The organism is Streptomyces sp. NPDC048416, from assembly GCF_043200435.1.
GTDB lineage: Bacteria > Actinomycetota > Actinomycetes > Streptomycetales > Streptomycetaceae > Streptomyces.
The window spans coordinates 196,708-211,049 of sequence record NZ_JBICXU010000002.1 but is presented as its reverse complement, the minus strand read 5'-3'; the positions used below and the strand labels follow the sequence as shown (position 1 = coordinate 211,049).

The 14,342-nt window shown below is 71.6% G+C and carries 9 protein-coding genes; 7 read left to right on the top strand and 2 right to left on the bottom strand.

From position 1 onward, the window contains the following. The first annotated feature begins 62 nt into the window (after window positions 1-62). From ACGFW5_RS03780 to ACGFW5_RS03770, 3 genes are all read left to right on the top strand, one after another. Window positions 63-1,454: a class II fumarate hydratase gene (locus tag ACGFW5_RS03780; protein WP_393832539.1), complete on the top strand. Its 1,392-nt coding sequence runs from the start codon at window positions 63-65 to the stop codon at window positions 1,452-1,454. 70 nt (window positions 1,455-1,524) lie between these two features. Then, window positions 1,525-2,202: a DUF402 domain-containing protein gene (locus ACGFW5_RS03775; protein ID WP_393832538.1), complete on the top strand. Its 678-nt coding sequence runs from the start codon at window positions 1,525-1,527 to the stop codon at window positions 2,200-2,202. Between the two features lie 548 nt (window positions 2,203-2,750). Further along, entirely contained in the window at window positions 2,751-4,613 is a 1,863-nt protein-coding gene (locus ACGFW5_RS03770) for a SpoIIE family protein phosphatase (protein WP_393832727.1), read from the top strand. Window positions 4,614-4,700: 87 nt separating this feature from the next. On the opposite strand, the gene ACGFW5_RS03765 is transcribed toward ACGFW5_RS03770, so the two are convergent. Beyond that, the gene (locus ACGFW5_RS03765; protein WP_393832537.1) at window positions 4,701-6,995 is read right to left on the bottom strand and encodes a transglycosylase domain-containing protein; all 2,295 of its coding nucleotides are present in this window, start codon (window positions 6,993-6,995) and stop codon (window positions 4,701-4,703) included. 269 nt (window positions 6,996-7,264) lie between these two features. Here ACGFW5_RS03765 and ACGFW5_RS03760 point away from each other — a divergent pair, with 269 nt between their 5' ends. The 4 genes from ACGFW5_RS03760 to ACGFW5_RS03745 are packed head-to-tail and all read left to right on the top strand — an operon-like array spanning window position 7,265 to window position 13,236. Continuing rightward, on the top strand, window positions 7,265-9,643 hold the full coding sequence (locus ACGFW5_RS03760) for an FtsX-like permease family protein (protein ID WP_393832536.1): 2,379 nt from the start codon (window positions 7,265-7,267) through the stop codon (window positions 9,641-9,643). Between the two features lie 52 nt (window positions 9,644-9,695). Continuing rightward, window positions 9,696-10,220: a PadR family transcriptional regulator gene (locus ACGFW5_RS03755; protein WP_393832535.1), complete on the top strand. Its 525-nt coding sequence runs from the start codon at window positions 9,696-9,698 to the stop codon at window positions 10,218-10,220. Next, window positions 10,217-10,909 (top strand): ABC transporter ATP-binding protein, encoded by a 693-nt coding sequence (locus ACGFW5_RS03750; protein ID WP_393832534.1) that lies wholly within the window; start codon window positions 10,217-10,219, stop codon window positions 10,907-10,909. Before ACGFW5_RS03755 ends, ACGFW5_RS03750 begins: the two co-directional genes overlap by 4 nt. Beyond that, window positions 10,906-13,236: an FtsX-like permease family protein gene (locus ACGFW5_RS03745; RefSeq protein WP_393832533.1), complete on the top strand. Its 2,331-nt coding sequence runs from the start codon at window positions 10,906-10,908 to the stop codon at window positions 13,234-13,236. Before ACGFW5_RS03750 ends, ACGFW5_RS03745 begins: the two co-directional genes overlap by 4 nt. Before the next feature lie 124 nt (window positions 13,237-13,360). Here ACGFW5_RS03745 and ACGFW5_RS03740 read toward each other — a convergent pair whose 3' ends face one another. Further along, window positions 13,361-14,299 (bottom strand): LysR substrate-binding domain-containing protein, encoded by a 939-nt coding sequence (locus ACGFW5_RS03740; RefSeq protein ID WP_393832532.1) that lies wholly within the window; start codon window positions 14,297-14,299, stop codon window positions 13,361-13,363. Between the last annotated feature and the right edge of the window lie 43 nt (window positions 14,300-14,342).

Below are 14,342 nucleotides of genomic sequence, written 5' to 3'. Positions count from 1 at the left end.
AGGGCGTGTTGGGAATAGGTAGAACAAGACAACTGCTCAACTTTCGTAGGAGGTTCCACCCCATGAGCGACAGCGAATACCGGACCGAGCACGACTCGATGGGCGAGGTGCGGGTGCCCGCACACGCCAAATGGCGGGCCCAGACCCAGCGGGCGGTGGAGAACTTCCCCGTCTCCGGGCAGCGCCTTGAGCGCGCCCACATCGAGGCGCTGGCCCGCGTCAAGGCGGCCGCCGCCAAGGTCAACGCCGGGCTCGGGGTGCTGGACAAGGACATCGCGGGCGCCGTCGAGGACGCGGCGGGCGAGGTCGCCGACGGCCGCTGGGACGAGCACTTTCCGGTCGATGTCTTCCAGACCGGATCCGGCACCTCCTCGAACATGAACATGAACGAGGTGGTGGCGACGCTCGCCACCGAGAAGCTGGGCCGCGACGTCCACCCCAACGACCACGTGAACGCCTCGCAGTCCTCCAACGACGTCTTCCCGTCCTCCATCCACATCGCCGCGACGGCCGCCGTCACCGGTGACCTGATCCCCGCGCTCGACCATCTCGCCGACGCCCTGGCCGCCAAGTCGGCCGCGTTCGCGGACGTGGTCAAGTCGGGCCGTACCCACCTGATGGACGCCACTCCGGTGACGCTCGGCCAGGAGTTCGGCGGCTATGCGGCGCAGGTGCGGTACGGCGTCGAGCGGCTGCGCTCCTCGCTGCCCCGCCTGGCCGAACTCCCCCTCGGCGGCACGGCGGTCGGCACCGGCATCAACACCCCGCACGGCTTCTCGGCGGCCGTGATCGCCGAGGTCGCGCGGACCACCGGCCTGCCGCTCACCGAGGCCCGTGACCACTTCGAGGCGCAGGGCGCGCGCGACGCTCTGGTGGAGACGAGCGGGCAGCTGCGCACCATCGCCGTCTCGCTCACGAAGATCTCCAACGACCTGCGCTGGATGGCCTCGGGCCCGCGCACAGGATTGGCCGAGATCAGTCTTCCCGACCTCCAGCCGGGCTCGTCGATCATGCCCGGAAAGGTCAATCCGGTCATTCCGGAGGCCGTCCTGATGGTCGCGGCCCAGGTCGTCGGCAATGACGCGACCATCGCGACGGCGGGCGCGGCGGGCAACTTCGAGCTCAATGTGATGCTGCCGGTGATCGCCAAGAACCTCCTGGAGTCGATCCGGCTCCTGTCCAACGTCTCCCGGCTGCTCGCCGACCGCACCGTCGACGGCATCACCGCGCATGTGGAGCGCGCCCGCGAGTACGCCGAGTCCTCGCCGTCCGTGGTGACCCCGCTCAACAAGTACATCGGCTACGAGGAGGCCGCCAAGGTCGCCAAGAAGTCGCTCGCCGAGCGGAAGACCATCCGCGAGGTCGTCCTCGAATCGGGGTATGTCGAGCGCGGCGATCTGACGATCGGCCAGCTCGACGAGGCGCTCGACGTCCTGCGGATGACCCGGCCCTGATCCGGTCGCGGGCAGCACGTCGTGATCCACGTCGCAGCGGGGTCTTGACCGCACTCCGTAATATCTGCACATGGCAGGCACAGGAGGCGGCACCCCACACTGGGCGCCGGGGGACCAGATCCTCTGGCGCTATCGCGACCATGCCCCCGGCGTGAAGGGGCGGGTCCACATCTGCCGCCCTGTGACGGTCGTCCAGGACACCGACGACCTGCTCGCGGTGTGGATGGCACCGGGCACGCAGTGCGTACGCCCGGTGCTCGCGGACGGCCGTCCCCTGTACAAGGAACCGCTGGCCACGCGGTACACCGCACCGCGCACCACGGAGCGTTCGCAGTGGTTCGGCAGCGGCGTGCTCAAGCTGGCCCGCCCCGGCGAGCCCTGGTCGGTGTGGCTGTTCTGGGAACGCGGCTGGCGTTTCAAGAACTGGTACGTGAACCTGGAGGAGCCGCGCGCCCGGTGGTCCGGCGGCATCGACTCCACGGACCACTTCCTCGACATCGCCGTCCACCCGGACCGCAGGTGGCACTGGCTGGACGAGGACGAGTTCGCCCAGGCCCAGCGGGTGGGCCTGATGGACGGCGAGCAGGCGGCGCGGGTCCGGGCGGCCGGGCAGGATGCGGTCGAGGTGATCAAGGCGTGGGGCCGCCCGTTCTCGGACGGCTGGGAGGCCTGGCGGCCCGATCCGCTCTGGCCCGTTCCCGCGCTCCCGGTGGACTGGGATCGCACTCCGGCGCACATGTCGTCGTGAGACCCTTGATGCGCCCCCGGGGTTCAAACGTAGGATCGTCCTCCGCGGGGCCGCGCAGTGCCTACCCGCGCCAATCGGCGGTCCCGGTGCAAGAATTGACCGTATGTCACCACAGGGGGGTGGAGCGTGCCCGGTGTCGCCGCCGCCCGGACGGGACCGCCTCCCTGCCTCAAGGACCTGGGGGAGGGTAGTGCGCGTGACGCGAACGCATCGCGCATCCTTACCCTGCCGCTGCCACTGCCGCCGCTCGCGGCAGGGCGGATGTCTCATCCCGGACGGACGGAACCCGACGCGTGACGGAGCCCCAGCCCACCTCGCACGAGAGCCGGCACAAGGAACGCGGCCGGCCCCCCGAGCAGACCCTCTCTCACGCCCTTGAGGAGCAGGGGAGGCCCCATGCCGACACACCGGCCGCCGCGCCAGCGGCGGCGGAGCCGTCCGGCGGGCGCGGCGCCGCGCCCGCCGGCCAGGACGCCGCGCGCGCCCAGGCCCGCGGGCCTGCCGGGCGCGGCCCGCTGGGCGCCCGCGCGGACGGCCGGAGCGGCGGCATGACCGCCTCCGTGCCCGGCCAGCCCGAGCGCGCCGGACGGGACGTGGCGGCCGCATCGGCCGTCCCCGGCCTCGGCCTGCCCGGCGACAGCCCTTCGGGCGGCGGATCCACGGCCCCCGCGCCCGGCGAAGGCGCCGACGCGGTGGCCCGCCGCGAGGGCGACCGGCTGCGTTTCGTGGGCGCCGCCACCCGCCGGATCGCCCGCGGCATAGACCTCGACGAGATCGTGCTGGGCCTGTGCCGGGCCACCGTGCCCACGTTCTCCGACGCCATCCTGGTCCACCTGCGCGACCCGCTGCCGGTCGGCGACGAGCGGCCCGCCACCCCGTTCGTGCTGCGCCTGCGCCGCACCGACCGGCTGCGTTTAGTCGATGAGGCGCTGAGCGAGAGCGCGGAGGCCGAGGGCCTGACCGTGCTCGGCGGGTCCGGCCCCGACCTCACCCCCGCGTCCGAGCTGTGCGAGGTGCGCAACGGCGGCGAGCTGAACGAGGTCCTGCGCGGGGTCCGCCCGGTCTTCGCCGAGTCCTCCGCCGCACGGGCCGCGCTGGCCGAGCTGCTGGGCCCCGACCGTACGGTGCCCGGTGGCCGCCGCGCGATCCTCGCGCCGCTCCGCGGCCGGCGCCGGGTGATCGGCGCCGCCGTCTTCGTGCGCGGCCCCGAACGGCCCGCCTTCGAGGCCAACGACCTGCTCGTGGCCGCCCAGTTGGCCACCCACACCGCGCTCGGCATCGACAAGGCGGTGCTGTACGGCCGCGAGGCGTACATCGCCGACGAGCTCCAGCGCACCATGCTGCCCGACAGCCTCCCCCAGCCGACCGGGGTGCGGCTCGCCTCGCGCTACCTCCCGGCGGCCGAGACCGCCCGGGTCGGCGGCGACTGGTACGACGCGATCCCGCTGCCCGGCAGCCGGGTCGCCCTGGTCGTCGGCGATGTCATGGGCCACTCCATGACCTCCGCCGCCATCATGGGCCAACTGCGCACCACCGCACAGACGTTGGCGGGTCTGGACCTGCCGCCCGCCGAGGTCCTGCACCATCTGGACGAGCAGGCCCAGCGGCTCGGCACCGACCGCATGGCGACCTGCCTGTACGCGGTGTACGACCCGGTCGCGCACCGCATCACCATCGCCAACGCCGGCCATCCGCCGCCGGTGCTGCTCCACCTCGGGGGCCGCGCCGAGGTGCTGCGGGTGCCGCCGGGCGCCCCGATCGGGGTCGGCGGGGTCGACTTCGAGGCGGTCGAGCTGGACGCCCCGGCGGGCGCCACGCTGCTCCTGTACACCGACGGCCTGGTCGAGTCACGCCTGCGCGACGTGTGGACCGGCATCGAGCAGCTGCGGGAACGGCTCGCCGCCACCGCCCAGTTGACCGGCCCCGACCACTCGCCGCCGCTCGAAGCGCTCTGCGACGACGTGCTGGACATGCTGGGCCCCGGCGACCGGGACGACGACATCGCGCTGCTCGCCGCCCGCTTCGACGGGATCGCGCCGAGCGATGTGGCGTACTGGTTCCTCGACCCGGAGGAGACCGCCCCCGGCCGGGCCCGGCGCCTGGCCCGCAGGGCCCTGGAGCGCTGGGGCCTTGAGGAGCTGACCGATTCGGTGGAGCTCCTGGTGAGCGAGGTCGTCACCAACGCGGTGCGCTACGCCGAGCGTCCGGTCACGCTGCGGCTGCTCAAGACCGACGTGCTGCGCTGCGAGGTCGGCGACGACTCGCCCCAACTGCCGCGCCAGCGGCGGGCCCGCGAGACCGACGAGGGCGGGCGCGGCCTGTTCCTCGTGAACCGGCTCGCCCGGCGCTGGGGCGCGACCCGGCTCTCCGGCGGCAAGGTGGTCTGGTTCGAACTGCCCACCCGCCCCTGAGCACGCCGGGCGTCCGCCCGCGGCACACGACGGCCCCCGCCCCCGGTTTCCCGGGGACGGGGGCCTCGGCCGTGTCGGCCGGCTACGTCAGTCGCCGCGTCCGCCGGGATTGAACGGGTCGTCCGGCAGGGACGGCTTGATGGAGTCGGACGGCGACGCCGGAGGCGACTTCGGCGGACGGTGCGAGACCGGAGCGCTCGGCGTGTCCGACGGCGACTTGGACGCAGGGACGCTCGGGGACTTGGAGATCGAGGCACTGGGCGACTTCGACGTCGAGGCACTGGGCGACTTCGACGCGGACGCGCTCGGCGACTTGGGCGGCGTGTAGGCGGGCTCCACGGCCGCGCCCTGGTCGGTGTCGAGGTCGAACTTGGCGGCGCCGCCCTTGACCGCGTCGAAGGTGTACGCGGCCCATATACGGGCCGGAATGGAGCCACCGTTGACACGGCCGTCCTCGCCGGCGCCGTCGATCATGGTGACCTGGCCGCCCTTGGGGACGTTCACGTCCTTGCCGTCGACCTTGACCACGCGCGGCGTGGCGGCCTCGCCCCACATCCCGACGGAGGTGACGAGGTCCGGGGTGTAGCCGGTGAACCAGGCCGACTTGTTGTCGTCGGAAGTACCGGTCTTGCCCGCGACCTGCTTGCCGTCGCGGTTGTCGGCGTCGGCCACCGACTTCTGGGCCGTACCGTCGTCGACCACGCCGGTGAGCACCGAGGTCACGGCGTCGGCCGCGTCCCTGCTGATGACCTGGCTGCCGATGGGATCGGGCCTGTTGTACGTGTGGTCCTTGTGCTCGGCCGATTTCACGATCGACGGCGTGACCTTCTTGCCGTGGTTGTCGAGCGTGGCGTACACCCCGGCCATCTGGAGCGGGCTCGCGCCGAGGGAGCCCAGGGTCATGGAGGGCACGGGGGCCTTGCCCTTGATGGACTCCATGCCCATCGCCACGGCGGTGTCGCGCACCTTGGAGAGGTTGGCGTCGACACCCATCTGCGCGAAGACGGAGTTGATGGACTTGTTCATCGCGACCTGGACACTGACGGGCCCGTAGCTGACGTCGTCCTCGTTCGGCGGAGCGAAGGCGATCTCGCTGCCCTTGACCGGCCGCCTGCTCTTGCCGTCATAGACGGTGTTCGCCTTGATCGGCTTGCCGTCCTGCGTCTCGGCGCCCTGGTTGAGCGCCGCGGCCAGGATGACCGGCTTGAAGGTGGAGGCGGGCTGGTAGGTCTCGTTGGTGGCGTTGCTGAGCTGGTGCTTGATGTAGTCCTGGCCGCCGTACAGGGCGACCACCGAGCCGGTCTTCGGGTCCACCGAGGCCGCTCCGGCCTGGAGGTCCGCGTCGACCTTGCGCTTCTTGGGGTCCAGCTTGCTGGTCAGCTTCTCCTTGACCGCGCTCTCCAGGAGCTTCTGCTTGGCGGGGTCGATGTTCAGCGTGATCGTCCAGCCGCCGCGGGCCAGCAGGTCCTCGCCGATCCTGTTGGCGTCCATCTCGGCGTTGGCGGCCTTGACCAGGTAGCCGGTCTGCCCCTCCATGCCGGGCGCGACCTTGGCGTCCATCGGCGGTTCGAACTTCATCTTCTGGCGCTCGTCCTGGGTGAGCCACTTCTTCTCGACCATGTTGTCGAGCGCCTTGTTCCAGCGGCCCTCCACCAGCTGCTTGCCGACGGGGCCCGCCGTCTGCCAGTCGTACTGGCTGGGAGCCTGGAGCAGCGCGGCGAGGTAGGTGCCCTCCTCCAGCGTCAGCTTGGAGACGTCCTTGCCGTAGTACGCCTGCGCCGCGGCCTGGATGCCATAGGCGTTCCGGCCGTAGTAGCTGGTGTTCATGTACCCGACGAGGATGTCGCTCTTGCTCTGCTCCTGGTCCACCTTGAGGGAGATCACGATCTCCTTCAGCTTGCGGGTGACCGTCTGCTCCTGCGTCAGGTAGTTGTTCTTGACGTACTGCTGGGTGATGGTCGAGCCGCCCTGGGCGCCCTTGCCCATGAGGGTCTTCAGGATGCCGCGGGTGGTGCCCTTGAAGTCGACGCCCTTGTCCTCGTAGAACGTCTTGTTCTCCAGCGCGACGAAACTGTGCTGAATCGGCACGGGGACCTTGTCGAGGGCGACCGCCTCGCGGTTCACCTGGCCGGAGCGGGCGAGTATCTGCCCGTTGGAGAGCTTGTAGATGTTGCTCTCCAGGTGGGCCTGGGCGTTGTCCTTGGGGATCGGCACCATCAAATAGATGACGTAGAACGCGCCCATCGCGAGGAGGCAGAGCCCGAAGAACGTGCCGAGCATCTTCTTCCAGGTGAAGAACCGGCGTATGCCCTTCTTCTTCACCTTCTTGTTGGCTCGGCGCGCCCCGCCCTGCCGGGCGCGCCGCTCTTCCGCTCGGCCCATAACCTCAGTCGCTCGCCTTCATATGACTCACCAGACTCGCCAGATCAGCTCAGAAAACTAACACCGCACGTATGGACATAGCGGATTCGATCACGCCTTTTCCGTACGTGAGAATCAGCACCTGCCCCATGGGAACCGACGATCGAATCGTCCCAAGGGTTGCGAGAGTTCAGGACACCGCCCCCTTTTGTCCCGTAATGACATGGTCTTCGGGCGCTATGCACCCCGGGTATACACAGTGGGTATACCTCGTGCGTATAGTGCTCCTCATGAAGCGACGCCTCCACGATCTCGCCCTCGGCACCCGGTTCGCCGTCAGCGGTGGCCGCGAGGGCTGGGTCCGCACCGTGCTCACCGCGGTCGGTGTCGGCCTCGGGGTCGCCCTGCTCCTCGGCGCCGCCTCGGTGCCGCACCTCACCGGCCAGCGGGCGCACCGCATCCACGACCGGCAGCCGTTCTCGGCGGGCTCGGACAGGAACGCCGGGCACCTGAAGGCCTCGCTCCTCTACACCACCGCCGACACCGAGTACCGCGACGACACCATCGGCGGGAAGCTGCTGCGCCCGGCCGGCGCCGATCCGGCGCTGCCGCCCGGCCTGACCGCGATACCGGCCCCCGGCACGATGGCCGTCTCCCCCGCGCTGCGCGCCCTGCTGTCCTCCCCCGAGGGCGACCTGCTGCGCCCACGGCTCCCGTACCGGATCACCGCGACGATCGGCGACGCGGGTCTGGTCGAGCCGTCGGAGCTCTACTACTACGCGGGCAGCGCCACCCTGGCCGCCGGCGGGGCCTCGTCGGCGGCCGGTTTCGGCAACATCTCCGATGCGCGGCCGCTCGATCCGATGCTGGTCGTGCTCGTCATCCTGAGCTGCGTCGTCCTGCTCATGCCCGTCGCCATCTTCATCGCCACCGCCGTGCGCTTCGGCGGCGAGCGGCGTGACCGGCGGCTCGCGGCGCTGCGTCTGGTCGGCGCCGACATCCGCGGCACCCGCTGGATCGCCGGCGGCGAAGCGCTGGCCGGAGCCGTACTCGGGCTCGTCACCGGCACCCTGCTCTTCCTCGGCGGCGCCCAACTCATCGGCCCGCTCGGCCTGTGGAGCTTCGGCTTCTTCCCCGGCGACCTGAGGCCACTGCCCTGGCTCGCGCTGCTGGTCGCGGTGGCGGTGCCCGCCCTCGCGGTGGGCGTGACGCTGACCGCGATGCGCTCGGTGGTGGTCGAGCCGCTGGGCGTCGTACGCGGTGCACGCACCCGGCGCCGCAGGCTGTGGTGGCGGCTCGCGCTGCCCGGCGTCGGCGTGGTGCTCCTGCTGGTGTCGCAGAGCCCCGATCTCCGGACGGCGCCGCTGTCGGCCGCGCCTCCCGACATCGCCTTCCAGGTGGCCGAGTACATCTCGCCGGTCTCCATCGGCGCGGGCGCCACCTTCGTCCTCACCGGGCTGATCACCCTGCTGCCCTGGCTGGTCGAGGCGGTGGTGGGGCGGCTGCGCGGGGGCTCACTGGCCTGGCAACTGGCCGTGCGCAGGCTCCAGTTGAGCAGTGGTCCGGCCGCACGCGCGGTCAGCGGGATCACGGTGGCGGTCGCGGGTTCGGTGGCATTGCAGATGTTCTTCGTCGGCATCCACGACGACTTCAACAAGGCGACGGGCGCGGACGCGAGCCGCGCCCAGTACACCGTCTTCGCCGAGTATCCGGACGCCGAGCTCGCCGAACGCATGATCGGGGCGTTCCGCGAGACGCCCGGCGTGCGGAAGGTGACCGGCTCCGTGAGCAGCTACGTGTCCTGGCCGGGCCCCGTCCCCCCGGACGACATCCGGCCCGTGACCACGCTGACCCTCGGCGACTGCGCGACCCTGCGCGAGCTGGCCCGCATCGACTCCTGCAAGGACGGCGACACCTTCGTGGTGCACCCCTCCGGCGACCGCGAGCAGGCCGCCCGGGTCGACCGCACGGCCCGCCTCGGCAAGCCGGTCAACACCGCGTCCGACGAGCCCGGCGTCCCGCAGAAGCTGTGGACGCTGCCCACCTCCGCCCGTACCGTCATCGCCCGCCCGGACCCCACGGGGGACATGCAGTACGGCATCTTCGTGACGCCGGGCGCCATCGACACCTCCCTGATGGCCTCGGGGGCGCGCACCACCGCCATGCTGACCGTCGACCAGCGGGTGCCCGACGCCGCCGAGCACATCCGCAACACCGCGGCCGCGCTCTCCCCGCAGCTGCGGGTCGACACGGTGCGCACCATCGAGCGGGACCGCCAGTACGCCGGCATCCAGACCGGGCTCCAGGCCGCCTCCCTCGCCACGCTCGGTGTGATCGCCGCCTCCATGCTCGTCGCGCAGGTGGAGCAACTGCGCGAACGCAGGCGCCTGTTGGCGGCACTGACCGCCTTCGGCACCCGGCGCGGCACGCTCGCGGGGTCGGTCCTGTGGCAGACGGCGGTGCCGGTGGTCCTCGGGATCGTGCTCGCGGTGGCGGGCGGCATCGCGCTCGGCGCCCTGATGCTGCGGATCATCGACAAGGCCGTCACCGACTGGTGGCTGTTCGTGCCGCCGGCCGGGGCGGGCACCGCGGTGATCCTCGCGGTGACCCTGCTGAGCCTGCCTGCCCTGTGGCGCCTGATGCGCCCGGACGGACTGCGTACCGAATGACGTTCACCAACTTCCCCAGCACGCAAGGCAGTTGAGAAGAGAGGAACATCCCATGTCCATCGGCCACACCCTCCTCGGGCTCCTTGAGTCGGGCCCCCGCCACGGGTACGACCTGAAACGCGCCTTCGACGAGAAGTTCGGGCACGACCGTCCGCTGCACTACGGGCAGGTCTACTCGACGATGTCCCGGCTCCTGAAGAACGGCCTCGTCGAGGTCGACGGCGTGGAGGCGGGCGGCGGTCCCGAGCGCAAGCGGTACGCCATCACCGAAGCCGGCGTCACCGACGTCGAGACATGGATCAGGCAGCCGGAGAAGCCCGAGCCCTACCTCCAGTCGACCCTCTACACCAAGGTCGTCCTCGCCCTGCTGACCGGCCGCGACGCCGGCGACGTCCTGGACACCCAGCGCGCCGAGCACCTGCGCCTGATGCGCGTGCTCACCGACCGCAAGCGGCGCGGCGACCTGACCGACCAGCTGATCTGCGACCACGCCCTGTTCCACCTGGAGGCCGATCTGCGGTGGCTCGAACTGACCGCCGCCCGCCTCACCCAGCTCGCCTCGGAGGTACGCGCATGACGCCCGCCGGATCCCTTCTGGTCGCCCAGGACCTGCACAAGGCCTACGGACCGACACCGGCTCTCGACGGCGCCGGGTTCTCCATCCACCCGGGCGAGGTCGTCGCGGTGATGGGGCCCTCCGGCTCCGGAAAGTCGACGCTGCTGCACTGCCTGGCCGGGATCGTCACCCCGGACTCGGGCACGATCATGTACGACGGCCGTGAGCTGTCCGCGATGTCGGACGCCGAACGCAGCGCGCTGCGCCGCACCGAGTTCGGCTTCGTGTTCCAGTTCGGCCAGCTGGTACCGGAGTTGACCTGTGTGGAGAACGTGGCGCTCCCGCTGCGCCTGACCGGCGTCAAGCGCAAGGAGGCCGAGCGCAGGTCGCTGGAGTGGATGGAGCGCCTTGAGGTCGCCGACCTCGGGCACAAGCGGCCCGGCGAGGTCTCGGGCGGTCAGGGCCAGCGGGTGGCGGTGGCCCGCTCGCTCGTGACCCAGCCCCGTGTCGTCTTCGCCGACGAGCCGACCGGCGCGCTCGACTCACTCAACGGCGAGCGCGTGATGCAGCTCCTGACCGACGCGGCCCGTTCCACCAACGCGGCCGTCGTCCTGGTCACCCACGAGGCCCGGGTCGCGGCCTACTCGGACCGCGAGATCGTCGTACGCGACGGAAAGTCCCGCGACATGATGCTGGAGCACTCCGTATGAGCCTGCGCCGCGACCTCGCACTCGGCGCCAGGTTCGCCCTCGCCGGGGGCCGCGAGGGCTGGATCCGCACCCTGCTGACCGCGGTCGGCGTGGGCCTCGGCGTCGCCCTGCTGCTCGGCACCACCGCGCTGCCGGGCGCCCTGAGCGCGCGCAACGCCCGCGACGACGCCCGCAGCGACTACGGGGCCTCGGTCAACAGCGGTCCCGCGCAGGACACCCTGCTGCTCGGACGCGCGGACACCCAGTACCAAGGTGACAGCGTGCGGGGCCGTCTGGTGCAGCCGGAGGGCCCCAAGGCGCCGGTCCCGCCGGGCATGTCGGCTCTTCCGGCGCCCGGCACCATGGTGGTGTCGCCCGCCCTGCGCGATCTGCTCGCCTCGCCCGGGGGAAAGCTGCTGCGCGACCGCCTTCCGTACCGGATCACCTCGACGATCGCCGACCAGGGCCTGCTGGGCCCGCACGAACTCGCCTACTACGCGGGCAGTGACGGCCTCAAGCAGCGCAAGGACGTCAACGACGCGGTCGAGGTGCTGCGCGTCAACGCCTTCGTGCACACGTCGCCGCAGGAGAAGATCGACCCGATCCTCGCGCTGCTCATCGTCATCATCTTCGTGGTGCTGCTCATGCCCGTCGGCGTGTTCATCGCGGCCGCCGTACGCTTCGGCGGCGACCGGCGCGACCGGCGGCTTGCGGCGCTGCGCCTGGCGGGCGCCGACCGCCGCATGACCCGGTGGATCGCGGCCGGCGAGGCGCTGGCCGGGTCCGTGGTCGGGCTCGTGATGGGCACCTTGTTCTTCGTGATCGGCCGCCAGTACGTGGGCGCCATCTCGATCGCCGGTCTCGACGTCTTCCCGGCGGACGTCGACCCGAGCCCGCTGCTCGCGGTGGGCGTGGCGCTCGCGGTGCCCGCCTCCGCGGTCGCGGTGACCCTGATCGCGATGCGCTCGGTGGTGGTCGAACCGCTGGGCGTCGTCCGCACCTCGGTGCCCCGCAGACGGCGCATGTGGTGGCGGGTGCTGCCGCCGCTGGCCGGCCTCGGCCTGCTCGCCCCGATGATGGGCCACGGCCGCGACCGCGGGACCTTCAACCAGATCCAGGTGATCAGCGGCACCGTCCTGCTGCTCATCGGCGTGACCGCCCTGCTGCCCTGGCTGGTGGAGGCGGTCGTGCGCAGGCTCGGCGGCGGCTCGGTGGGCTGGCAACTGGCCGTACGCCGACTCCAGTTGACGTCCGGTTCGGCGGCCCGCATGGTGAACGGCATCGCGGTCGCGGTGGCCGGCGCGATCGCGTTGCAGATGCTGTTCGGGGCCATCGAGGGGGACTACGTACGGTCGAGCGGCGAGGACACCAGCCGGGCCCAGCTGATGGTTCCGCTCACCGACCCCTCGCCCGACGCGCAGTTCCGCCGGATCAGTGCGATCAAAGACACCGCAGGGGTGACCGGCACGGTGGCCCTCGGCTCGCTGGAAGCCGGCGAGAAGGCCAAGGAGCCGGAGCATTTCACCCCGGTCACGATCGGCACCTGCGAGGACCTGAGCCAGGCCGCCGTCCTGCCGGCGTGCAAGGACGGCGACGCCTTCGTCGCGACCGGCGGCGACTGGGAGCCCGAGCGCGCCCTGACTCCGGGCGCCACGCTCTACCTCGACCCCACCAACGGCGGCTCCACCACCAGGGGCGCCGAGGTCCGCTGGACCGTCCCGGCCGGTACGCGCAAGGCGACGGCCCGGCCCGATCCGCTGGGCCAGCGCCGTCCCGGCCTCCTGATCACCCCGAGCGCGCTGCCGCACGACGCGGGCCTCCCGGTCCACTACACGGTGTTCGTCTCGACGGCTCACGGCGACAGCTCCGCCACGGAGCGGGTGCTGAACCTGGCCGCCAAGGCCGACCCGCTCACCCCGGCGCGCTCCCTGAAGGACGTCCAGACGTCGTTCCGGTTCGCGGGCGTCCGCAAGGGCCTCTACATCGGGGCCGCGGCGGTGCTGCTGCTGATCGGCGCGAGCCTGCTCGTGTCGATGCTGGAGCAGTTGCGCGAGCGCAAGAAGCTGCTGTCCGCCCTGGTCGCGTTCGGCACCAGGCGCACCACTTTGAGCTGGTCGATCCTGTGGCAGACCGCCGTGCCGGTGGCGCTCGGTCTCGCCCTCGCGGCGGCGGTGGGCCTCGGACTCGGCTCGGTCCTGCTGAGGATGGTGGGCCGGAGCGTGTCGGTCGACTGGGTGCCCGTGGTGTCGATGGTGGGCATCGGCGCCGGGGTGATCCTCCTGATCACGGTCCTGTCGCTGCCCCCGCTGTGGCGCCTGATGCGTCCGGAAGGCCTGCGCACGGAGTGACCCCACAACCCTGGGGCTCCGCCCCGGGCAGTTGAGGGGCGCGGGGAACTGCGCGACCAGCCCCGCACGGCCGGCAGACGCAAACGGGTTCAGGGGCGGAACTGCGCGACGGGAGGGCGCCGGGTCACTTGGCCACCCGTACCGGAAGGCCGCGCAGCGCCCCCCGCAGGGCCGCCGCGAACTCCTCGAACTCGCCCTGGCGCGCGGCACCCGTCCGCATCGCCAGGGCGATCGTGCGCGAGGGGGCGGGCTCGGCGAAGTACCCGGTGATCAGGCGGTCGTTGCGGCCGGTCTCGATCTCGACGGCGGTACGGGGCAACAGCGTCACCCCGAGCCCGCCGGCCACCAGCTGCACCAGGGTGGACAGGCCGGCCGCGGTCGTCGTCACCGGCGCCCCCTCCGTGCGCCCGGCCTCCCGGCAGATGTCGAGCGCCTGGTCACGCAGGCAGTGCCCCTCGTCCAGGAGCAGCAGATGCAGCTCGCGCAGCGCCTCACGGGGGATCTCGTCGCGCCCGCCGAGCCAGTGGTCCTGCGGCGTGACGAGCACGAAGTCCTCGTCGAACAGCGGGAGTTCACTGATACCGGGCACCCCGAGCGGCACCGCGAGCAGCAGCAGGTCGAGCCGTCCGGCGGTGAGCCCTTCGAGCAGCGACGTGGTCTGCTCCTCGTGCACCTGGAGGTCGAGCTCGGGATAACGCTCATGGACGAGCCGCAGTACGGCGGGCAGCAGGTAGGGCGCCACGGTCGGGATCACGCCGAGCCTGAGCACCCCGGTGAAGGGCGCCCGTACCGCCTCGGCCTCCTCCATCAGCTCACCGACCGCGTCGAGCACCGCCTTGGCCCGCACCGCGAGCCGTTCACCGGCGGGCGAGAGCAGCACCTTGCGGGTCGTACGCTCCAGAAGCTGCACCCCCAGCGCGTCTTCGAGCGCCGAGACCGCCCCGGACAGCGCGGGCTGGCTCATGCCGATGGCGGCGGCCGCGTCACGGAAGTGCAGATGCTCCGCGACGGCCGCGAACGCGCGCAGCTGCGCCAGGCTCGGCTGCTTGGCCCTGTTGCTCATGACGTGCCCCTCTTGCTCCCACCCACTGATAGGCACCCCCGAT

What these genes read in the sequence shown, in the direction of transcription:
- ACGFW5_RS03780 (WP_393832539.1), top strand. Translation starts at nt 63, where the DNA reads ATGAGCGACAGCGAATACCGGACCGAGCACGACTCGATGGGCGAGGTG.
- ACGFW5_RS03775 (WP_393832538.1), top strand. Translation starts at nt 1,525, where the DNA reads ATGGCAGGCACAGGAGGCGGCACCCCACACTGGGCGCCGGGGGACCAG.
- ACGFW5_RS03770 (WP_393832727.1), top strand. Translation starts at nt 2,751, where the DNA reads ATGACCGCCTCCGTGCCCGGCCAGCCCGAGCGCGCCGGACGGGACGTG.
- ACGFW5_RS03765 (WP_393832537.1), bottom strand. Translation starts at nt 6,995, where the DNA reads ATGGGCCGAGCGGAAGAGCGGCGCGCCCGGCAGGGCGGGGCGCGCCGA.
- ACGFW5_RS03760 (WP_393832536.1), top strand. Translation starts at nt 7,265, where the DNA reads ATGAAGCGACGCCTCCACGATCTCGCCCTCGGCACCCGGTTCGCCGTC.
- ACGFW5_RS03755 (WP_393832535.1), top strand. Translation starts at nt 9,696, where the DNA reads ATGTCCATCGGCCACACCCTCCTCGGGCTCCTTGAGTCGGGCCCCCGC.
- ACGFW5_RS03750 (WP_393832534.1), top strand. Translation starts at nt 10,217, where the DNA reads ATGACGCCCGCCGGATCCCTTCTGGTCGCCCAGGACCTGCACAAGGCC.
- ACGFW5_RS03745 (WP_393832533.1), top strand. Translation starts at nt 10,906, where the DNA reads ATGAGCCTGCGCCGCGACCTCGCACTCGGCGCCAGGTTCGCCCTCGCC.
- ACGFW5_RS03740 (WP_393832532.1), bottom strand. Translation starts at nt 14,299, where the DNA reads ATGAGCAACAGGGCCAAGCAGCCGAGCCTGGCGCAGCTGCGCGCGTTC.